The 22724-nt window shown below is 25.6% G+C and carries 21 protein-coding genes and 2 tRNA genes; 7 read left to right on the top strand and 16 right to left on the bottom strand.

All coding sequences use genetic code 4. The features are described 5' to 3' along the window. Positions 1 to 30: 30 nt before the first annotated feature. Positions 31 to 2175, bottom strand: coding sequence for a P68 family surface lipoprotein (locus EXC60_RS02775; protein WP_129619926.1), 2145 nt, complete (start codon positions 2173 to 2175; stop codon positions 31 to 33). A 303-nt stretch (positions 2176 to 2478) separates the two neighbouring features. On the opposite strand from EXC60_RS02775, the gene EXC60_RS02770 reads away from it, so the two are divergent. The 5 genes from EXC60_RS02770 to EXC60_RS02750 all read left to right on the top strand — a co-directional run bounded on the left by EXC60_RS02770 (position 2479) and on the right by EXC60_RS02750 (position 6910). After that, positions 2479 to 2952, top strand: a complete 474-nt coding sequence (locus EXC60_RS02770; RefSeq protein WP_024543833.1) for a hypothetical protein — start codon at positions 2479 to 2481, stop codon at positions 2950 to 2952. Then, positions 2933 to 4642, top strand: coding sequence for a P68 family surface lipoprotein (locus EXC60_RS02765; RefSeq protein ID WP_024543832.1), 1710 nt, complete (start codon positions 2933 to 2935; stop codon positions 4640 to 4642). The genes EXC60_RS02770 and EXC60_RS02765 overlap by 20 nt, the downstream gene beginning before the upstream one ends. Before the next feature lie 10 nt (positions 4643 to 4652). Continuing rightward, positions 4653 to 5114 (top strand): hypothetical protein, encoded by a 462-nt coding sequence (locus EXC60_RS06825; RefSeq protein ID WP_024543831.1) that lies wholly within the window; start codon positions 4653 to 4655, stop codon positions 5112 to 5114. Between the two features lie 228 nt (positions 5115 to 5342). Next, positions 5343 to 5603, top strand: coding sequence for a hypothetical protein (locus EXC60_RS06820; protein WP_024543830.1), 261 nt, complete (start codon positions 5343 to 5345; stop codon positions 5601 to 5603). Between the two features lie 71 nt (positions 5604 to 5674). Continuing rightward, positions 5675 to 6910: a DUF2179 domain-containing protein gene (locus tag EXC60_RS02750; protein ID WP_024543829.1), complete on the top strand. Its 1236-nt coding sequence runs from the start codon at positions 5675 to 5677 to the stop codon at positions 6908 to 6910. 68 nt (positions 6911 to 6978) lie between these two features. Here EXC60_RS02750 and dnaK read toward each other — a convergent pair whose 3' ends face one another. From dnaK to EXC60_RS02675, 15 genes are all read right to left on the bottom strand, one after another. After that, positions 6979 to 8769 carry a molecular chaperone DnaK gene (gene dnaK / locus EXC60_RS02745; protein WP_024543828.1) on the bottom strand — a complete coding sequence of 597 codons (1791 nt, stop codon included), beginning with the start codon at positions 8767 to 8769 and terminating at the stop codon, positions 6979 to 6981. A gap of 156 nt (positions 8770 to 8925) precedes the next feature. After that, entirely contained in the window at positions 8926 to 9741 is an 816-nt protein-coding gene (locus EXC60_RS02740; RefSeq protein ID WP_024543827.1) for a nucleotide exchange factor GrpE, read from the bottom strand. Next, positions 9731 to 10759 carry a heat-inducible transcriptional repressor HrcA gene (gene hrcA / locus EXC60_RS02735; protein WP_029670526.1) on the bottom strand — a complete coding sequence of 343 codons (1029 nt, stop codon included), beginning with the start codon at positions 10757 to 10759 and terminating at the stop codon, positions 9731 to 9733. The genes EXC60_RS02740 and hrcA overlap by 11 nt, the downstream gene beginning before the upstream one ends. Before the next feature lie 124 nt (positions 10760 to 10883). Continuing rightward, positions 10884 to 11216, bottom strand: a complete 333-nt coding sequence (locus EXC60_RS02730; protein ID WP_129619924.1) for a hypothetical protein — start codon at positions 11214 to 11216, stop codon at positions 10884 to 10886. Positions 11217 to 11322: 106 nt separating this feature from the next. Next, positions 11323 to 11399 (bottom strand) — tRNA-Arg (locus EXC60_RS02725). 3 nt (positions 11400 to 11402) lie between these two features. After that, positions 11403 to 11477 (bottom strand) — tRNA-Cys (locus EXC60_RS02720). A gap of 298 nt (positions 11478 to 11775) precedes the next feature. Further along, the gene (locus EXC60_RS06815) at positions 11776 to 12318 is read right to left on the bottom strand and encodes a hypothetical protein (RefSeq protein ID WP_024543824.1); all 543 of its coding nucleotides are present in this window, start codon (positions 12316 to 12318) and stop codon (positions 11776 to 11778) included. 41 nt (positions 12319 to 12359) lie between these two features. Then, positions 12360 to 13283 (bottom strand): hypothetical protein, encoded by a 924-nt coding sequence (locus tag EXC60_RS06810; protein WP_024543823.1) that lies wholly within the window; start codon positions 13281 to 13283, stop codon positions 12360 to 12362. Positions 13284 to 13306: 23 nt separating this feature from the next. Further along, entirely contained in the window at positions 13307 to 14206 is a 900-nt protein-coding gene (locus tag EXC60_RS06805) for a DnaD domain protein (protein ID WP_024543822.1), read from the bottom strand. Between the two features lie 295 nt (positions 14207 to 14501). Continuing rightward, positions 14502 to 15398, bottom strand: coding sequence for a 5'-3' exonuclease (locus tag EXC60_RS02700; RefSeq protein WP_024543821.1), 897 nt, complete (start codon positions 15396 to 15398; stop codon positions 14502 to 14504). After that, the gene (dnaE, locus tag EXC60_RS02695; protein WP_024543820.1) at positions 15398 to 18379 is read right to left on the bottom strand and encodes a DNA polymerase III subunit alpha; all 2982 of its coding nucleotides are present in this window, start codon (positions 18377 to 18379) and stop codon (positions 15398 to 15400) included. The genes EXC60_RS02700 and dnaE overlap by 1 nt, the downstream gene beginning before the upstream one ends. 252 nt (positions 18380 to 18631) lie before the next feature. Next, positions 18632 to 18817, bottom strand: a complete 186-nt coding sequence (locus EXC60_RS02690; protein ID WP_024543819.1) for a hypothetical protein — start codon at positions 18815 to 18817, stop codon at positions 18632 to 18634. A 154-nt stretch (positions 18818 to 18971) separates the two neighbouring features. Further along, a complete protein-coding gene (locus EXC60_RS02685) occupies positions 18972 to 19334 on the bottom strand; it encodes an ATP-binding cassette domain-containing protein (protein WP_024543818.1) in 363 nt (120 codons plus the stop codon). 47 nt (positions 19335 to 19381) lie between these two features. Continuing rightward, a complete protein-coding gene (gene thiI, locus EXC60_RS02680) occupies positions 19382 to 20536 on the bottom strand; it encodes a tRNA uracil 4-sulfurtransferase ThiI (protein ID WP_024543817.1) in 1155 nt (384 codons plus the stop codon). 13 nt (positions 20537 to 20549) lie between these two features. Further along, positions 20550 to 22280 carry a hypothetical protein gene (locus EXC60_RS02675; RefSeq protein ID WP_024543816.1) on the bottom strand — a complete coding sequence of 577 codons (1731 nt, stop codon included), beginning with the start codon at positions 22278 to 22280 and terminating at the stop codon, positions 20550 to 20552. Between the two features lie 61 nt (positions 22281 to 22341). Between EXC60_RS02675 and rpmG the strand changes: the two genes are divergently transcribed. Beyond that, positions 22342 to 22488, top strand: coding sequence for a 50S ribosomal protein L33 (rpmG, locus tag EXC60_RS02670; protein WP_024543815.1), 147 nt, complete (start codon positions 22342 to 22344; stop codon positions 22486 to 22488). Beyond that, positions 22488 to 22715 carry a preprotein translocase subunit SecE gene (secE, locus tag EXC60_RS06800; protein ID WP_024543814.1) on the top strand — a complete coding sequence of 76 codons (228 nt, stop codon included), beginning with the start codon at positions 22488 to 22490 and terminating at the stop codon, positions 22713 to 22715. Before rpmG ends, secE begins: the two co-directional genes overlap by 1 nt. Positions 22716 to 22724: the final 9 nt, after the last annotated feature.

Raw genomic sequence — 22724 nt, 5'->3', positions numbered from 1 at the left:
TTATTTTATTTCTTAAATAATTAAACATAATTAAAGCACTTTTTGTGCAATTAAACTATTTATAACCTCTGTTTGGAAATCGCCTACAGTTGATCCATTTTTAAGTTTGTTATAAATAGCTTGGAAAGTTGATTTGAATGCATCTCTAAATTTGTCTGAGTTTTCACCAGCTAGTTCTTCAAAAATAGTGTATCTAGAAGATTCTGTTGCTGCCTTCTTAAACATTTCATATGCTTTCATCATATATTTGTTAGGTGTACTAAATGGACTATTTTCAAAACCTGAAACAGGAAAAATAATATATGATGCAATTCTTGATACATGTTCTACAGGAGTTTCAGAAACTGTAGCAGTTGATGCAACTCCTTTGTTGTTATAAGATTTTGCAAAATCATATTTAGTTTTAGTTTCAACAAGTCATTTTACAAACATCTTTGTTGCTTTATTTTCAGCATCATTAGCATGAATACCAATTAAAGAAGGACCTTGCCCAAAAGTAACATGTTTTTTATTATCAACAGTATATTTTGTTGGTGCTTGCAAAGTAAAGAATTCGCTTTCACCCAATGTGCTATTATTATCCAATGATTCTTCTTTTGCTTTAGTATTATCTAACTTAATTGTATAAAGAACTTTGTCGAATTTTGTGCCTTTTTCGTCAGTTGCAATCTTACCAACCTTAGTAGCAACATCACTAAATTTTGAATCTAATGTACTAATATCTTCAGCGTTGCTAGTTACATCCAATGATAACAATCTATAACTGGTTGGGTCTGATTTAATTTTTTCTATTTCAGCATCTCATTTGGTATCAGCTTCTGGATTTTCTAATTTTCAGTCATATTTGCCTTTATTTTCAGTACTTTTTACAACTTTATTTTTGTAAGGACCAAATGTTACAGCATTTTTTGCACTGTCAAATTTAACATCTCTTTGATGCATAGTTGTGCTATAACTATCATTACCATTTGTCAAGTTCAATTTATAAGTAGTTTGGCCATCTTTAACAAAGTTATATGAATAGCCGGCAGTTGATCCAATTCCCATTGCATAGTTATGAGTTTTTTCATAGTTTGATGTATAGTCACCAGCACCCATTAATACAACAGATTTTTTAGCCATTGCATCTCTCAATGAATTGTAAATTTCAGACATTTGTCTACTAATATTTTTGTCACCTGATTTTAAATTGTTGTAAGAAACAACTCTATCTCCATCTCTATTTTCTAGTGTTGCATAAAAATCAGATGATTTTGCATTGATAGAAGAATAAGCAACAGTATTTAAAGTTCCCGCAATATCATCAATTCCCAAGAAGTGAACATCAGGATTTGTTTTTGCAGCATTTTCAAATAATTGTTGAGCTAATTTAGCAAAAGCTAATAAGTCTTTAAAAGTTGTAAATGTAGATTCACTAATGGTTTTAATACCACTATCTTTAATTAATTGGTCAGCATTTGCAACTAAATTACCCCATAGTGTTTGAACTCTAGCTCTATCATTTTTACCTTTTTCTTTAATATCGTTATATTGTGATTGAAAAGAAGAGTCAATTTTCATTCCTTTTTCAACCATTTTTTCTAAAATATAACTTAAAACTGGTGCATTAATACCTGCTGCATTAGTGCTTTTCATTGCAGGAATTGATCACAATCCTTCGTTTACAACATTTTCTATTTCACTATTAAAGACATTTGAAACAGAATCCTTTTTAATTGAAATGCTTTCATCTTTATCTCTAAAGTTTAGAAGCATACCATTTTTAGCAAGTGTTGCAGCAATTGGATTATATAATGCAACTAAGTTAGGTAATTCATTTTTTGCCTTACTATTTATTCAAGATTGAATTTGTTGAGTACCTGCAGAATAACCAGTACCAATACTTACCAATTCAACTGGCATATATCCAGGAGTATCTTTCATAACTTCATTATATTTTTTAATAGCTCCTGCTAGTGCATTTCATTGAGGTTTGTCTTTAGTGAAAGTAACACCTAGTTTGATTTTTCCATCATTGGTTTGATCAAATCTACTACTTGCATATTTATCATTAGCAAATTCTCCCGTCCCTGGATTAGGTATACGTGGTGGGCAGCTAGAAGCCAATAGTGCAATTGAAGTAACTGGCATTGCCGCAAATAAAGAAGCAATTCCTCAAATTTTACTTTTATTCATTTTTTTGTTTTTTCTCCTTAATATTTCTTTTCACACAATTTGTTTAATAATTTTTTTAATTAGTCAATGTTTATCTACTTTTAATTAAGTTTTATTTATTTTTTAGTAAATTAAAAGGTAAACTTCGAAACAAAAAAATTATGAAAATTTCCTTTCAAATCCGTATTTCTTTTAATACAAATTAATGTGGCTTTTTTCATAACAATCAAATTATATATTTTTATATAATTAATTTATTAAAAAGTGAACATCTATGGTTCTAGAAAATGCACTTTTAATAGAAAGTTTAGGTAGAAAATGTGAATGATTTGAATCATTTTACTGGTTGTAATTTTGATACTTTTATGCTTATTATTAGTAGGTTTTATTAAAAATAAACTTAAAAAAAATAAGGAATTAAAACTTAATAAAAATGAGATGGAAGATTTTGAAGATTATAAGAGATATATAGTCTTTAATTTGTATGCTTTGTATTTATTAAGTCAAACTAATCAAAATGAAGACAATGAAAATGAAAATAATAAAATTACAACATTAGTAAATAAATTGAAAGATGATTTTAACTTCAAAAGATATATTGAAAAAAATCCATCAGACAAATATAGTATTTCATATATTCACATGCAACAAAATAATTGTGAAGTTTGAGATAAATTACTAGGTGAAGATATTGAATTTATTACAAACAAGTATGAAAATTATGTTGCTATTCCTTTATACTTAGACGAATATAAAGAAATTGAATTTAGGTTAAAGAATGAATATAAAAATTTGTAAGGAAAAGAAAACTAAAAAATTACATAACATTAAAATTGCAAGATTCATGTGTGTTTTTTCTATTTTTCCATTATCTCAAATAGTAATAAGTTGTAATATTTCGCAAAAAAGATTTGACCAAGTATTTGATAATAAAATTGTTTTTGGAACAACATATGAAAAAGACCATTTGCATTATAGAGCTATCGAAAATGTTATTAAAAAATATAATGAAGTTATGGCAAACATGCCTAATTATGTACCCATTGAATTAAGATCAATTGGTGAAAATTATATGCAAGGGCAGGACTTACTACATAATGACTTAGAATCTAAAAATAGTAATAATTTTTATAATTTAGTGTCTTTGCCTAACACTGCTGCTAGTCTTTTATCATCCTATGATATGTTATTAAATTTTAGAGATGATAATCCTGAATTTTCTCTAAAAAATAATAAGATTTTACAAAAATATCAACCAAAAATACTAAACAGAAACACTCAGAAAAATATTTTTTCTATCCCTTTATTTAAAAGCACGGATGTACTTACAATTAATGGTCCAATTATGGGTTATATTTTTGAAATTTTAGAAAAAAATGGAATACAAATAGAAAATGATTTTAAAACATTTGTAAATAAAATTAAAGCTGCTAGTTTAAATGATAGAGAAACTATTAAAACTCTGTGAGGAAGCCCTAAAAACGATATTAATAAACTTGCTAACAACTACAAAATTGAAACTATTGGATATCACACATTTTCTTCATTTAAGGAACTATTATCATTTAGTGAGCTTATTCAAAATATGTTTGAAAATACAAATGACCAAAAACTAAATTTACATGCACTTGGCATAAATGATATATCTTCTGTTATTAACACAATTTCATATGCTTCTATAAATGCAAATAAACAAGATTTTTATACTCAAATCAAAAATATTAATGGTGTTGAAAGACTTTCGTTTGAAAACTTTAGAACAGTAGATAAAAAAATTAGCAAAAATTCTAGCGAAATCTTTGATGACTTAAAAACTGCAATTAGATCACGTGCATTAACAATAAAAAATGATGATACATATACTTCAATATATCAAGTTATGCATAAATATGCTATGACAATTAGTTCAAGTGCAGGATATGAGTTTTATTTTCATGAAAAATCTAGTCCTAAAAAAGATAAGACGTGATTAAATGAAGACGAACTTTTTGCCTTACCAGCACCTTCAAAATATTTAAGCAGTGATGAAAAAAATGTAATTTATTCAAGAGGTTCATCGATTATTGGCATTCATGCTAATGAAAAAGAGGATTTAGGCACAAAACTTTTTGTTAAATGATTAACTGAAAGTGAAACTAAATATGAATTTCCTTTAACTTTAAATGGAAATACTACTACTTTTGAAACTCCGACTGAACATGTTTCAAGAATGTCATCTTATGTTTTTCCTATTAATCAAAATGTTAATGAAATTGAACATCATTTTAATTCCTTTACAAAATTAGGAAATGAATTATTTAAAAAAATACTAACTGATAAAAATTATGAGCTATTAGAAGATATTGCTGATAATCGAATTTCTGAATTTAATAGTAAACTAAATGCTGCTTATGTAGCCACATATAATAAAATAAAAAACAACGAGATAGTAAAAGATTATCAAACAGAAATCATAAATAGTTTAATATTCAATCTAAAAAATAGATAAAATTAAAGAAATGAAACTAAGAAAAAGATTTTTATATTTAAGTCTAACAAGTGTTGCAGCCTTTGCAACTGCTTTTGTTTCAATTTCTTGTCAATATTATTTAAATAAAAAAAACAAATTAGTTAAACAACTTAAGGAATTTGAAGAAGTAATTAATAAGCTTGATAATAAATATCAAGAACTTAAAGAAGAATATAGATGATTTATGACTTTCGCTAAGCATACTGAGTCAAAATTACCTGCATACAAATCACATTTTGATATATATGCAATTTACGAGGATTGAACTGATAAACACAAAAGTGTTTTAAAAGAGTTTAAAGAATGATACAAAAAACCAGATAATGCATTGCCTTGATTAACCCAAAAAAATAATTTGATTGAAAAACATCCAAAATATACTGGTTTTTACTATTGACAAGCACTTTATAATTTAATGCTTGATGAAGAAGCTAAAAATAAAAAGGAATAAAATGATTGGAAGAATATCTTCAAAAGAAAGATTTTGATTACTTAAATTAGCGCTTATTTTTGTTTTGTAATTGTTATCAGTATAAGTACTGCAATAGTTAAACATGTTAGTAAACAACATAACCTTCAAAAATCTATTTTCATTAAGAAAATTAATGAATTGAGTTAAAAAATTTCCCAACTTGATGCTCAATATCAAAATGTTAGAAATGAATATGAATGATTTTTAATGTTTTTGAAGCTAAGTGAAAGCAAATTACCTAAATTTTCATATAAACTTGGAACCCATAAAATTCATAAAAATTGGATAAGACAACAAAACACAAATATAAATATATTTGAAGAATGACTTAAAAATTCAAGCTTAGATTTTCCATGAAAAAAGCAAAAAAATGAAATTATTGAATACTTGCCTGAATGTGAAAATTCTTTATATTGACAAATAATTTATGATCTAGAAATGAAACAAAAGTGGAATGTTAAATACTAAATTAACTAAATTTGCTTAAATATAAGATCTTTTTAATTTTTAGCAATCAAAAAAAGTAAAATGATTTATATATGGAAGAAAATAATCACAAAGAAGAGAATCAGAATCTCGAATATGAAATTAACCGAATAAAAGTGAAAGAAAATCTTTTACATTTTTCAACATTACATCGTGTAAAAAAATTACGTACACAAATTTTATGAACAATCATTATCGCAATAATTTTTTCATTTTTTGGCATGCTATTTGTTCAAAATACTGGACTTTATGGATTTGGAGTAGATGCGATAAGCCATGGTTTTGGTCGTTTGTCTGGTTTTTTAGTTTTAAACGCTACAAAAAATAAGAATGCAGCGAAAATTACTTTTGTTGTTTTGTTCTGAGCCATTAATTTTATTATCAACATTCCTTTATTCATTTTTGCTGCTAAAAAAATTAACAAAAACTTTGCATTACTAACTTTTGTATTTATGTTAGTTTCAACAATAGCGGGGATTATTTTTGGATTAATTCCTGGAAGTAATAATTGATATATTTTTAGTAGACCTTTAAATGATGAAATTTGAACTCAATCTGATGAAATCGTACAAACTGCACTTTGATCTTATAACAATGATGCCACAAAACATGTTGCTGTAGTTTTATATGGATTTTTATGAGCTATTATTCAAGGCGCGATTGCAGCAGCATTGTTAATTTTAAATTCTTCAACTGCAGGATTTGATATTTTAGTTGTTTGATATGCTAGAGAAAAATTTAAAAATTTAGGATTCATTTATATGGTTTTTCACGTTGCAAGTTTAATTTTTGCAAATATTATTGGAACATATATTCCAGCATCTATTACAATGAATGAATTACCAAGTCATCAACTTGGAAATGTAAAACCATGAGCTGCCGAAGTTTTGTTTAATCCTAATTTTGCAAGTTCATTTTTAATGATCTTAATTAATAGTTTTGTTGTTGATATTTTATTTCCAAAATACAAAATGGTTAAATTAGAAATTTATACAAATAAAATTAAAGAAATTCAAGATAAAATCTATGCTTTAAAAGACAAAAGATTTGCAACGAGTATTGCGACAGTTAAAGGCGGATATAGCAAAAAAGAACAATCAATTTTGGTTGCTAATTGTTTTTATATTGATGCTTCTACTGTTTGCGATATTGTAAGTTCAGAAGATGATAACGCTTTTATTTCAATTTATGATACCAAGAAAACTTTAGGCCATGTTTTTGTTTCAAAACAGGTAAATCAATCTAAAAATAATCACAATAACTTGCATAAATCTAATCCTAAAAAATAACTAATTTTAAACTAAAAAAAATAGCGATATTAAGTTCGCTATTTTAATTCTCTTTTGAAAGGTTTTAATTAGTTATTTGGCTTGTCATTATTATCATCTGGATTTTTATTAGGATCAAATCCTTGTTTTTTCATATAATCCATAGCAGCAGCCATTTTTTGTTCAAATTCAGTTAATTTCTTTTCAAGATTTTCGTAATCTTTTTTATCAACTAAGTCTTTAATTTCTTTTAGGGTATTTTCTAATTCTTCTTTTTGTTTAGGATCAGCTTTTTTAATTTCTTCACTATTTAAAGTTTTTTCTAATTGATTAGTAATTTGTTCAGCTTTAACAATAATTTCAACTTCATGACGTTTCTTAGCATCAGCAGCTCTATTTTCTTCAGCTTCCTTAACCATTTTTTCAACTTCTTCTTTTGAAAGATTTGAGGTATTTTGAATAGTAATTGTTTGTTCTTTGTTAGTTTTCTTATCCTTGGCAGTTACTTTTGTAATACCATTAACGTCAATTGAGAAACTTACTTCAATTTGAGGAACACCTCTAGGAGCAGGTTCAATTCCGCTTAATTCAAATTGACCTAAAATTTTATTGTCATTTGCCATTTGACGTTCACCTTGAGTAACAACAATTGAAACTGCAGGTTGATTGTCCATTGCTGTTGAAAAGATTTGACTTTTTGTAACAGGAATAGTTGTGTTTCTTGGAATTAAAGGAGCAACAATATCACCTTCTACAACAATACCTAATGTTAATGGAGTAACATCTAATAATAAAACATCTTGAATATCACCAGCTAATACACCACCTTGAATAGCAGCACCAGCAGATACAACTTCATCAGGGTTAATTGAGTTATTAGGTTTTTTGCCTAACATATTAGCAACAAGTTCTTGTACAGCGGGCATTCTAGTTGAGCCACCAACTAACAACACTTCATTTAAATCACTTGCTTTTAATTTAGCGGCTTCTAATGCGTCAGTTACAGGTTTTTTAATTCTATTTAGTAAACTTTCAGTCATTTTTTCAAATTCTGATCTTTTTAGTTCAAGTTCAACATTAATAGGACCTTTTTCATTCATTGCTAAAAATGGTATGTTAATATTTGCAACTAAACTTTGTGACAAAGTAATCTTTGCACGTTCTGCTTCTTCTTTTAATCTTGACATTGCCATTTTATTTGAAGTAACATCATATGAATATTCACTTCTAATTTTTTCAATCATTCATTGAACAACAACATTATCTCAGTCATCGCCACCTAAGTGATTGTCACCTGATGTTGCTAAAACATCATATGTACCAGCTTCAACTTCCAAAATTGAAACATCAAATGTACCACCACCTAAGTCAAATACTAAAATTTTGTGATTAATATCTTTATTTTTATCAATTCCAAATGCTAATGCAGCAGCAGTTGGTTCATTAATAATTCTAACAACATCTAATCCAGCAATTGTTCCAGCGTTCTTTGTTGCTTCACGTTGTGCATTGTCAAAATATGCAGGAACTGTAATAACAGCTTTTTTAACTGGATGTCCAATTTTCTTTTCAGCATATTCTTTCATATAAGCTAAAATCATTGCTGAAATTTCTTCAGGTTTATAGTCTTTACCATTAACATGAACAGTTTTAGATGTACCCATCAACCTCTTAATAGATGCAACACAATCTGGATTAGTTTCAAGTTGTCTTTTAGCAACTTCACCAACAATAGTTTCACCGTTTTTGAATGCAACTACAGATGGGGTAGTTCTTTTACCATTAGGGTTTTCCAAAACCTTAGGCATACCATTTTCTATAATTGATACAACTGAGTTTGTTGTACCTAAGTCTATTCCTAATATAACTTCTTTTGCCATATTTATCTCCTTAAAAGCACTAGTTTTGTGCTTAAATTTCTTACATATTTATATATTTTAGCACTTTCGCATTGAGAGTGCTAATTTTTTTAAAAATTTTTTAAGAGATAAAAAAATATGGAATTTCTTCCATATCTTTATATAAGTTAATATTAGTTATTTAGCAACTACTACAAGTGCTGGTCTAATTGTACGATCATATAATTTATAACCTATATTTTTAATTTCAATAATGCTATCTTTTGGGTGATCTGATTCAATTGTTTCATAAATTTGGTGAATGTTTGGATCAAATGGATCACCTATTTTAGGAATTATTTTTGAAACACCAACATTAAATATAACATCTTCAATTTGATTATATAACATTTCAAAACCCTTTGCATAAGTTGCAACTTCCTTAATTTGAGAATTTTCTGCAGCACGTAAAGCGGTTTCAAAAACATTTAATGGGTTAATTAAATTTTCAAGAAATTTTTGGAGAGCAAACTTTCTTTCTTCATTAATAATAGTTGCCATATGACTATCATTTTTTTTGGTATGTTCATTAATAGTTTGTTGGGCTTTATTTTGCATAAGCTCTACTTGAGATTTAAAATCTTGCTCCATTTTATTATATTTAGTAGTAGCCTCATTTAGTTTTTGTTCTAATTTAGCAATCGTAGTTTCACGATCTTGAATTTGTGAAGTTAGATATTTAAGTTCAATGATTAAATTAACAAATCTTTCAGGAGTTTTGCTATGTTTTAGAAGTTTAATTTCAATGCGATTTTTTTTATCTTCTGGATCTATGTATTCTAAAACCTTATTTGATGAAAATTCTTGACCAATTAAAAAATTTGTCACTTTTTCATCAAATAAGTCATAACCTAAATATAGTTTAATTTCTTCTTTGGGAAATGTTTTTTGTATTTGCTTTCCTTTATATTCTGTAATCAAAAACTCTACATAATCAAATTTTTTAATTTTCATTTTTTTTCTCCTTAATCATTTTTTCTAACATATTAATTGCCTCAAATGATTCTTCGTAATTAATATTTGCGGGGCCTACAACGGAAATTTCTTTGATATTTTCATCATTTGAATAACCTATTTTTTTACTAATTATACTTAAATTTGGTCTTGACAAGTCAAGTTTAAGATTGTTATCTTCATCAAGTGAATTATCAATAGCTTCTCACACAGAATGTTTTTCAATTAGTTCTAAAACTTTTGCAATATCTTCTCTGCTAATAGATTCAGACAAAATGATTGCACCTTTGTTGTAAGTTTTTGTTTTTGTTTCTTCTTCAAACACAAAAACTTTTTTAATAAATTGCTGCATCACAAGTTCATAATTTTTAACTTGTTGTGCAAAAAGAGGCATTAAAGCATTTGCTTTTTCTGAAAGTTCAATTAATGGTACATCAATTAATCTTTCTTTAAATAGCCTAATTGCAATTTTTAAGTCATTAAGTTGAATTTCTTTATTGTCATAATTAAACATTTTGCTTTCAACACGACCTGTGCTTGTAACAAGCACAACAATTGCGCTAATATCATTTAAGGGTGTTAGTTGAATGCTTTTTAATAATTCAGAAGCATTATTTGTTGTTGCAACTACTGTAAAATTGGCCATTTTACTAACAATAGAAGCTGCTTCATCTAATGTTGCATCAACTCTAATTCTCCTTTTTGCAAGTAAATCTTCAAGTTTTTGATTGAAATATTTTTTTGGATCATAAATTAAATACTTTGCATAATATTGAAGGCCAAGAGTTGAAGGAACTCTACCTCCGGAAATATGAGGCTTTTCTAATAAATTATATGTTTCTAACAAAGCCATTATATTTCTAATAGTTGCTGAACTTGTATTTAATTTACATTTTTCAACTAGTTTTTTAGAACCAACAGGTTCGCCAGTTTCAATATAAGTTTCTACAATTAATTTAAATATAGAAGTTTGCTTGTCATTTAATTTAATGTCATCAAGTGAAATATTTTTATTCATGTAAATTCCTTAATCTTTATACAATTTTAGCACTCTTTTAGCACTTTATAACTTTAATTGCTAAAATAAAAAACAGATGCTATTAATAACACCTGCTTGCTTAATTTTTAATATTAGCGATTTCTTATTGTGATAATTTGTCTAAAGTATCAATTGCTGACTTAAAACTTGCAATTAAAAGATCACATTGTTTTTCATCTAATTTAGCGATTTCTTCATCGGTATTTGTTTTATTAAATTGAGTTTTAAGTTGATCTAAACCAGCTTGTGCACCTGGATTTTTTTTAATAACATCTGCATATATTTTTTCAAATTTGGTTGTAAATTCATTTGCAAGTTTCTTAACTTCTTTTTGCTTTTCGTTTAATTTGACACCACATGAAATAGTTGTCAAAGGTGTTGCAACTGCTGCAATTGAAGCTAATGTTGCTAATGAAATTGAAAGTGATTTTTTCATTTTTTATCCTTTTTTTAAATTGTTTTTTATACGAATATTATAACAAACTATAAGGGTTAAAAAAAATGTACTCGAAGTACACTTATAACCGGTCAATTTAATGTAATGGCGCGCCCGGCAGGAGTCGAACCCGCAACCTCTTGGGCCGTAACCAAGCACTCTGTCCAATTGAGCTACGGGCGCATTTGGAGCCACCAACCGGATTCGAACCGGTAATCAAGGTGTTGCAGACCTATGCCTTGGCCGTTTGGCTATGGTGGCAACACGGCAGATTGCGTATTTATTATAATATATTTTTATTTAAAATTCTCAATTATTGAATTTATATTGTCATTAAAAATGGGTGAAAATTCCATACAAATTTATATATTAATTTGTTGTAGTTACTAGTGTTAATTGTTCCTAAACAACTTAATTTTTTTCATATTATTCACGTTGATATAAGATTTGCTAAAACTTAAACGAAAAAATCATAATTACATATATTACTGAGTTGCAATTATCGTTATGTGATTCTTTGAGTTGTGGTAATAATAAATCTTTTGCGAATGCATCAAATCTAATATTTTGGAATATTTAGCGATGAATTCGGGGGAGTCATAGACTCTTCAATGCCTTCTTTTTCTCTATTTTTAACTTTAGCATAGGTTATTCATGCAACTACAAGAGCTGCAAGATCAATAAAGATAGAAAAAATGAAAAGTATAATCATAAACGATTTCAAAACTACTCTAGCTTTTGCTATGTATGCTCATAGATAAAAGATAAAAGTTGTAAGGCCAAGACCACAACCTATTAGAAAGAATGTTAATCACATTATTCATAAATTCTTAATTGAAGGCATTGTTTTTGATAATGTTTTAATTCTTACTAATGAAGTTATTGTATAACTAAAAGCCATTATTGGAATAAATCATAATGGAAAACCTACAAAATATTTATATGATGGTCTTCTAGGTTGATTTAAGTAAATAAGTGAACTTCCGGTCGTAGAGGATAAAATGATTTGAACAATGCTCATAAAAAAAGTAATAGTTAAAAATATACATGCGTATAAAACAATTTTCTCAATTGGGGTCTTTTTATAACTTAAATCATCCATTTCTTAAATATTTTAAAATAAACCATCAAAGTATCTACAAATTACTTACTTTTTGCAATAAATTTAATCATAGTTCTATTAATCGTATTTTTTAATAGCTTTTCAAGTTTTTCTAAGCCTTCATTTTTGGTTTGCGTGTTTATATTAAACATAAGACTAACATTTTTGTTTGTAATGTCAACTGGACTTGCCATAAAAACTGGCTTTTGTTTATCTTCGCGATATATTAAAATTGTTAAAATGTGATTTAAGAATCATTCAGGTTTTGTTCCAATTCCAAACTTATCTAAAAATAAATAATCAACATTCATAAGATAGTCATTTATGCTATTTATTAGATCAACATCTTTTGAATTATTGTAATAAAATGTATATAAATTGTTAGTTTCAATAAAAGCAACACTCTTGTTCTTTTTTGTGCCAAAGAGAGTTAATAAATACTTAAATATTTTTCTTGCATTTACAAAATTTTCATCAACTAAGAATAAACCCTTGTTAGTTTTTAAGTTAGTAATAATAGCAATAGTGTCACTTATGGCGTTGGGGAATGCAGCCATTGCAATAGTCGCATCTTGTAATATTTTTCTAGGTTTTGGTTTGTTTGAAAAAAAATATTGTTCTAAATCAGCATCAAGCGGAGTTATATTAGTTAATCAAAAATTAGAAAACATTTTTTGTTTCTTAAAATTTTCTTCATTAGAAAGATCAATGTCAATTAAATTAGCATCATTTAAAGTTAATTTTCATGAGGGCTCTACATTTTTTTCAACAATATAGTTGTAATACTTTTGCAAAAAATGCATTCCTTTACTAATTTGTGAAGAATCTAATTTCAAATTAAGAATAATTTCTTTAATTTTTGGATGACTTAAAATTTTTTGTTTTTCTTCTTCAAAATCAAATCTTGGTTTTTTACCAACATTTTTTATAAATCCATCATCCATTTTTTTAAAATCTTCACTCATAATAGTTCCTTATATATTGTTTATTAATCTCAATCAGTTTCTCCACTTAGTTGTAAAACATCTTTATCATTAAATTTTAAATTAGTTTGGTTGTTATTTGCAACCATAAAATTTGAAAATTGTTTTTGAGTATTCATTTTTGAGCTTAGTGCAAATGAAAGCTCTGCATCAATCTCGTTAGCATTTGTAATATGCCTTTTGGCATAATCTTTAGCAATTTTTTCAATGTATTTAACAACAATCAAATTATTAATTTTCATTGAATAATTGATAAATAAATTAATTGCTGCATCACAAAATTTCAATTTCTTTAGATTATTAATCATCATAAATTCAGAGGTAGTTGGTTTATTGTTAGTTAAATATTCAATAAACTTTTCTGAATTTAATGATTTTGAGGCTTCATAAATATTATTTACCTTAAAGTTAAATGTTATTTTTTGTTCTTTAGTATTAGGTAAATCATAAATTTCATAAAACTTTTTAGAAATTTCAACATTCTTATTGGGTTCAAAAACATAATTTGCTTTTGATTCAATTAATTCTTTAAAAAGTTGCATGCCTAGCTTATCTATTAATATGGAAGACATAAGATCATTTTTAGCAATCATATTAATAGTTAATGGTTTTTGAATGTCTAAAATAATCATATTATCAGTTGATAAGTAAGTTTTTATCAATCCTATTGCCTCAAGCTTTTCTCTTTCTACTAACAGTAATGATAAATTTAATTGTAAAATCTTAGATAATTTAGAAAAATCATGCTTTTCATTAATAAATTTAGTATTTTTTACTGTATCTACTAAAAGTTGATAAAAACAAATCGCATTTTGGCCAACAATTGGAGCATAAAATAACCGAATTATTTCAAGGTCATATTCATTAATTTTTTCAGAATTTTGTAAATAAAAAATATTGCTCACAATTTTCTCCTAATTTTTGATTTGTCTACTACTATTTTAATGAAGAAAATGAGCAAATATTTTTCAATCTTATTAGTTTTTCAATTTATGAAAGTTATATGATATGTTATTAACATATAAAAGCTTAAAAATATACCTTATATATAGACATATTTTTTTATTTTTCAAAGTTATTAACAGTCTCAAAATGTCAATAAAATTAATTCAAAATATGCAATTTTTAAGACTTTTTTGCATATTTTTTTCAACAAAAATTTAAGCAAAAATTATAGAAATAAAAATATTTGTAGTAAAGTTAGTTAACCATTAAATTTTGAAGCTTATTTTTAGTTGTTTTTAATTCATATTTATCTAGAATTTCAACAGCTTGTTTTGTTAAATCTAAATTAGTAATATTTATATCATCTAATTTCTGTGTTTGTAAGTCAAAATCAGTGCATAAGGTTGCTAAAAACTTATACTTTTCAGCAGTTTGTTTATACTCAATAAACTTAGTTTTATATTTAGTAGGAATTTCATCAAGATTTTGATACAAAGTTTCTAATGTTCCATATTTCGCTAACAAATCACAGGCAGTTTTAGGTCCTATTCCTGGAATTCCTTTGAAATTATCACTACTATCTCCAACAATAGCTTTATAATCTACGACTTGACTGGGTTTAAAATCGTATCAATATTGAAAGTTATTCAAATCTAAAATTAAATTGTCTTTCTTGACTTTCTTAATAATTGCAACATTTTGATCAATTAATTGGTTTAAATCTTGATCAGCTGAATAAATTAGAATCTTTTTTTGTGATTGAAACATATTAGTTACCTTTGCAATAATATCATCGGCTTCAAACCCATTAACTATCTCATTTTTAATATTTAATGCAGTTAATAAGTTTTTTATTACATCAAGTTGCATATAAAATTCTCGTGGAGCTTTTTTTCTATTTGCTTTATACTCATCAAAACTTTCATGGCGAAATGTTTTAACAGGACCATCAAATGCAACAAAAATATGACTTGGTGAATAAAAATTAATTAAGCCAATTAAAATATTAAAAAAACCAACAATTTCGTTTGTCACAACTCCCGATGTTGTATGCATTAGCCCATTTCCGCTATATAAAGTTGCAAAATATGATTTATAAGCTAAATAAGTCCCATCTATTATTAAAATTCTATTTTCATAATCTTTGCTCATTAGATAAACTTCCAATCTTTCAAAATATATCTATTAAATTCTTTTTTAATTAGTTTTACTTTAACTATTTTTTTGTTAAGTTGCAAATAGTCTAACTTATTATCATATATTGCAAATGAGATCTTTTGTGTTGAATCTTGCAAATTAATTAAATAATAAGTTCGACCTTGACTTGTTTGTTTTTTCATAACACCGCTGCAATAAACATAAATTACATACTCAACAAAAAGATGTAAATCAATTAATCTTTGACCTTCAATTTCATATTTTTTTGTTAAAGAAAAATTATAAACATCTCCTAAAAGTTCATTTTCGTTGTTAGCGTCAAATGTATAATCATCAGAAAGTTTTTCAATTTCACATTTTGGTTTGTAGTTTTTAAGCAGTTTTTTGTGTTCATCTGTATCTTTCATAACATTAATAATTGTTGTTAAATTACTATTATCATCAATTGCATTTAATAGTGATTTTTGATTTAAATCAAAATTTCTAAATACTGATGCTTTAATTAAAAGTTCAATTGTTGATTTGCCAAATTGTTTAATTAAAGAAGAAGCTATCATAAAGTGTTCAAAATCTTTATAAGGTCCATATTCTTTACGATTATTAACAATTTGTTTCACGGTCTCAGGCCCTATTCCTTTAATCATAGTAAATGGTAAAATAATTTTCCCATTATGAATAACTGCATTACTGTCAGATAAATTAATATCAGGAGATAAAATATGAATACCCATAGTTTGAGCTTCTGCAACATATTTAGCAATTGTTTCATGTGTTCCATGTGCACTTGAAATTATTGAGGCATAAAATTCTAATGGAAAATGTGCTTTTAAATAAGCCATTTGATAAGCAATTGTTGCATAAGCAACAGCATGTGATTTGTTAAATCCATAATCAGCAAATTTTTCAATATTATCGTAAATTAAAGTAGCTTCTTTTAAAGAGTAATGATTTGCGACTGCTTTATCAATAAATTCTTGTTTAATTTTATGCATTTGAGTTAAATCTTTTTTAGAAATAGCACGACGTACTAAATCAGCTTGTGAAAATGACATATTTGCAACAGTTTGAACTATTTGCATAATTTGTTCTTGATAAACTATAACACCATAAGTGTTTGCTAAAATTGCATCATATTTATCATTAACTTTTGGAATTTGGCTTTTACCTTGTTTTCTTTTTGCATATTCATCAATATTTTCCATAGGGCCTGGTCTAAATAATGAAATTATTGCAACAATATCTTCAAAATTTGAAATCCCAATTTTTCTAATTGCGTTAATCATTCCATATCCTTCAAGTTGGAAGATACCGATTGTGTTTCCAGTTGATAGTAATTCAAAAGTTAATTTATCATTGTAATTAATTTGATTTAAGTTAAAATTTGATTTTTTATTTGCATTAATGTAGTCAACTAAGTCTTTAATTGTAGTTAAAGTTTTAAGACCTAAAATGTCCATTTTTATTAAACCAAAATTTTCCAAATATTCCATACTAATTTGAGTTTGCAACATATTATTATCAACCACATAGGTTGGAATTAATTCGGTAAGTTTTTTATGTCCTATTACAATTCCAGCAGCATGCGTTCCGGTTTGACGATAAAAGCCTTCTAACTTAGAAGTCTCATCAACTAAAGAAGAAGCAAAAGCTTCATCATTTTTGCTAGCATTTTGCAATGCATTAGTGAAATATTTGTTTGTTTTATATTCTTCTTTTAAAGAAATTGGTTTATTGGAAATTGATTTAGAAATAATATTTATATCAATTGGTGAAATTTCATAAGCTCTTAAAACATCTCTAATCGCAGATTTCTTACCAAGCGATGAGAAAGTTACTATACTTGCAACATATTCAAAACCATATTTATTGATTAAATATTCAATAATTTCATCCCTTCTATTATCTTGAACATCAATATCAATGTCAGGCATTGAAACACGGTCAGGGTTTAGGAATCTTTCAAAAATAAGTCCATTTTTGATTGGGTCAACTTCAGTAATGTTTAGCAAATAGCAAATTAATGATCCTGCCGCAGATCCTCTTCCAGGACCTATTGCGATATTATTAGATTTAGCTCAATTAACTCAATCTTGAATAATTAAAAAATAGTCTTCAAATTTCAATTTTTTAATAATATCGAATTCAAACGAAACTCTCTTAGAATAAACATTAGTAAAAGTTTCTTTAGAAAATTTTTGCTTAATATTTTTAGCAAGTAATTTTTTTAAATAATCAATTGATGATAGATTTTCATCATTTTTGAAACTAGGTATAACATATTGTTTCTTATCAAATTCAATGTAACATTTTTTTAAAAAATCATTAGTTTGATTAATTAAAAAGGTTTCTAATTGATTTTTAGGTTCATAGTCAAACTGCAATTCTTCAAAAAACATCTTTTCATTTCTATTTTCAATGTGATTTAAAATGTTAATAATTCAATTTTCTGTGATATCTAAAATTACATTGTGATTTATTATTAAGCATTTATTTAAATTCTTTGCAATAAAATCTTCATTTTCAGCTAATTTGTCATATTGAAACGAAAAATAATAATTCGAAAATAAAGATGTTTGCGAATTATCTTTCGTAAGAGCATATTTGCCAAATAATGGATGTTCAACAATGAAAATATTTTTAATCAAAATAACATCTTTTAAATAAATATCTTGGTTGCTTAAAATCTTATGAGAAATTTTATAAAGTTCAATAAGTCCTTCTTTATTTTGAGGATATAAAATATAACGATATTTATTTTCTTCTAAAATTAAATCAAGATCTAAACCAAAAATTGGCTTTAAATTACTATTTTGTGTATTTTGCAAAAAATAACCTAAGCTAAAGAAATTGTTTCTTTCAGTGATTGAAAAATATTCACAATTATTTTCTCTAATTCTATCTAAAAAATCTTGAGGTTGAATTGCACTATTCATAAATGAATAAATTGTATTTAGATGTCCATTAATTAATTTCATATTTAAAATTATAAGCAATATGTTTTGTAATATGTTAAGTAAAATAAATAAAAAAATGAACACATTAGATTCAATCTTCAATATGCGGTTTAATATATTTTAAATCCAGTAATCTTGAAAGTAAAATATCTATTTCAATCAAAAGTGCCGTTAAGCGTTTTTCATTGTAATTTTAATGTTAGTTCGCCTTTAGATCTATTGAATTCTCAAGAATATTCGAGACTGTAAAAAAAGTGTTTTTTAAGTAAGGCGTTAATCATTTTGTACCACCTTCCTATAAATATAGTTATTATGCAAAGTATCTAATTCATTAGTTGAAGATATTTCTTTGCTAAATTTTATTTCCCCATGAGAAATAAAGATCATATAATCTACATAATCTTTAATTTCAGTAATTAAATGAGTTGAAATAAAAATTGTTGCTCCGTTATTTTTCAATTCTTCTAGTCTTTTATTCTAGAGATTGGTTCTAAATTTGAATCAGGTTTGTCAAGAAACAATAATTCTGGTTTAGCTAATTCACTAAACAATAAAACTAATTTCTTTTTTTCACCGGAAGAAAAAGTATTAGGATTGTTTTTAATTAAATGTTCTAGTTTATATTCTCTAAATTTCTCATTAATAAATTGTGTTGGAAATAATTTTGCACATATTCAAATGCATTTAGATTTTGAGGAAATATTAAATCTGTTGCAAAAAATAAAAATGACTTAGCTTCTTTTATGTCATTCATATTTTTATTATTAAAATATAAAGAACCTTCAAAGTCTAAATCATTTCCTGTGCAAATTCTCATTAATGTGGATTTACCAGCTCCATTCTCACCGGCAAAAACTTTAATTGAATTTCTTCTTACTAAAAATAAAACATTATTAATTATTGTCTGCTTCTTAATTTGTTTAAATATATTCTTTACTTTAAAGACAATGTCCTTGGTGTGCATTAAATCAGCCATAGTACATAAACGTCACCACTTTTTTATTTTATATTTACAAAAAGTTATTAATTTTTGTATTTTTTGATTTTTAAATTGCCTTCGCAGGTTTCTTTTTCGAGCGAAAATAAATTAGGTAATTCTTTTTCTAATTCAATAACTTTAAATAAATGAGGTTTAGTAATTGGTTCTTTTGGTGCAAAAAGTTCACAAGTTTCACAAGCTTTTTTAATTGAAATATCATATGTTTTTATTTTTTGAGCAAGTTTAATAGTATCAATTTTATCAAAACAAATTAGTGGTCTAAATATTTCTAAGTCCGTTGCATTTGATATAGTGCAAAGTGATTCTAAAGTTTGTGAAGCTACTTGACCTAAGCTTTCACCTGTTGATAATATTTTAATATTTTCCTTTTTTGCTATTAATGTTGCAATTCTATAAAAGCTTCTTCTCATTAAAGTAATTTTGTATTTTTGGTCAGATATTAAATTTAATAAATTCATAATTTTTGTGTAATTTATTTGATACAAAATTGTTTCACCTTGATATTTGGTTAGAACATTAATCAAATCATCAATTTTCTGTTCAGTTAATTTATCAGTATGAGGTGGTGTTATAAAATTTAAGAAAACAATTTTAAGCCCTCTTTTTTGTAATAAATTAGCTGCAACTGGTGAATCAATACCTCCACTCATTAAATGTAATGTTTTGCCTGCCGATTCTAAGGGCATACCACCAAGCCCATAAATATTTTCATAAAAAATATAAGTATTTTCCTTTCTAACTTCAATATTAATTTCTAAATCCGGATTATTTAATTTAACTTGGAAATTAGGTAAAATTTCTGAAACAAAGTTACCAATTTCAATGTTAAGTTCATGACTTGTTAATGAAAATGTTTTATCATTTCTTCGACTATTAATTGCGAAGGTTTTAAACTTATTTAGATCAATTTCATTCAATAAGTTTTTGATAGATTTTTTAATGCTATCTAGATTGCTTTCACATTCTAAGACAGGAGAATATGAAAATATTCCAAATATGTTTTGCAAAATATCTAAATTTTTAGTTGAAAAATTAATAAACATTCGATCATATTCAACTTTTAATTCTTCTTTTCTAATTCACATTAATAAATTGTTTTTTAGTTTGTTAACAAAGTCTTTGCGATTGTTACCCTTTAATGTTAATTCACCATATCTTATTAATATTTTGTTATACATATTCACTCCTAAATTAGTTAATTTTGTTTTTAATAAAATTGTCTAAATGTTCAATAGCTTTTATATATTGTGATGTGTTATTATATTCGGTTAGTTTTAAATAAAGTTCCATCATAATTTCTTGTGAAGAACATAATGGACTTATTTTTTGAATTACAATTTTTGTTAGTTTTGCAGCTTCTATTTCAATTGCTTTAATTTCAAAAAAATTCATCACTAATTTATGATATTTTAAAACATTATTTTTGAATACAAAATTAATGTTGACATCTTGTTCATTATTCATAACAATTTGATTTTGTAAAGTATTAATGTCTTTAATCATAGTTAAATCATTTTTAGAAAAATCAATGTTTAGTTGATAACAAATAGAAACTAGATAAGCAAAAATACTTTGTAATTTTTGGAATTGTAATTTTAAATGTTCAATTTCATTTTGATATAAACTAATTTCATAGTCTAAATTGTTTTGATTAGATATGTTGCTTTTTAGTTCTATTAAAAATAATTTCAAATTATTTAAAATTTCATTGCAAGAAGAAAATTCATTTTTTTCAAAGTATGTATTTACATTTTTTATGTTTGAATTCATAAATTTATTTAATTCATTATTTAAATATTTCATTCCATTAAACTTAGCATCTAATGTATCTACATTTCCCTTATACTTTTCAAAAAAACTATTGATATCAAGTTGTTTTTTAAGAAACTTATCATGATAAAATGATAATTTTTTTTCAGTATCTGCAATATATGTTTTTGCTGTTTGTTCAAATTGCAAATTGTTTTTATAATCTTCTAAAGTACTTATAAATTTAAACAGTTTTTCCTTAAAATTATCATCATCTTTTGAAAAATCGAGTAGCTCTAGTTCATTTTTTAATGTTATGTTATATTTACTAAAATTTTCATTATATACACACTTAGTTTGTGACTCAAAAGTTTGTAAAAGCGAAGTATCAGTAATTGATTGTTTATTCTTTAAATTATTAATAATTTTTGGAATTTTATTGAAGATTAAATCATAGTAAACTGAACCATGTGAAAATATAAGAATTTTTTTAATAATTAAATTGTTTAATTCAACTATTTTGGCTATATTTATTTTTTTGTTAGTTTCAATAATTTTTTCTTTAATAAAATGACTATATAAATCAAAAATTGATTCATCAATTAATCTAAATTGTTCATTAAAAAATGGCATTGTAATTTTAAATGCATTAATTTGGACATTGATTTTTTTATCTTTATTTTTTAAATAAAGAACATAGTCCATTAGTTTAGAAGGAAATAAGATTTTTTCTTGAATAGTAGTTTTAATAAACTTATAAATTATTTGTCCATTTTTATAAAGTAGAAGAGCTTTTTTATATGGATTTAAAATAGAAAATAAGCAATTTAACTCCATAAAATTATGGTTTTGTTTATGATTTTTTAATTTGTTAGAAATTTCAATTAATTTAATTGAACATAAATCTTGAATTTCTTCAAAGTCAAGTTGGTTTTGAATGAGTTCATTTTGAAAGTTTTTGTTTTTAATCTTGCTTGCTTCAAAATAAGCATTAGATTGTTCAAATAATGAATTAATTTCTTTTAAGTATTTAGATAAATTTTGTTGCAATTTATCAATTTTTGTAATTAAAAAATTAGTGCGTAGTTTTGCAAATACTATGACTGTTGTAAAACATAATATAAGAGCAAAAAAAATGATTAATATAACTAAAATTGTCAGTTTGAAACTCATAATAATAAAATATTATAGTTTTATATTTAAATAAATATGCAAAATCTAATATAATAGTAAAATGCTAAAAACAAAGAAGATTTCACTAGCTTGTAGCGAATGTAAACACAAAAATTATTCAGTCAACAAAAGCAATAATGCAAGATTAGAAATTAAAAAATTTTGCAAATATTGCAATAAACAAACATTGCATAAGGAAGAAAAGTAATGGATGAAAATGTTAAAGACAAAAAGAAGAAAAGTAAACAAGTTGATTTAGATTCTACAACAAAAAACTTCATTAAGGAAGTTAAAAGAATTAGATGGCCTAGAGCTGCCAAGGTTTGAAAATGATTTGGCATCACTATTGGTTTTGTTGTTGTTATGGCTATATTTTGTTTTCTAATCACATTAGCATTTACAGGCATTTGAAATCTTGCAGGTATTAAATCTTAATAAGGAGAG

Origin of the sequence: Metamycoplasma salivarium (assembly GCF_900660445.2) — a bacterium.
Lineage (GTDB): Bacteria > Bacillota_I > Bacilli_A > Mycoplasmatales > Metamycoplasmataceae > Metamycoplasma > Metamycoplasma salivarium.
Note: the sequence above shows the minus strand (reverse complement) of the source record. Positions and strands in the feature narration are given on the sequence as shown.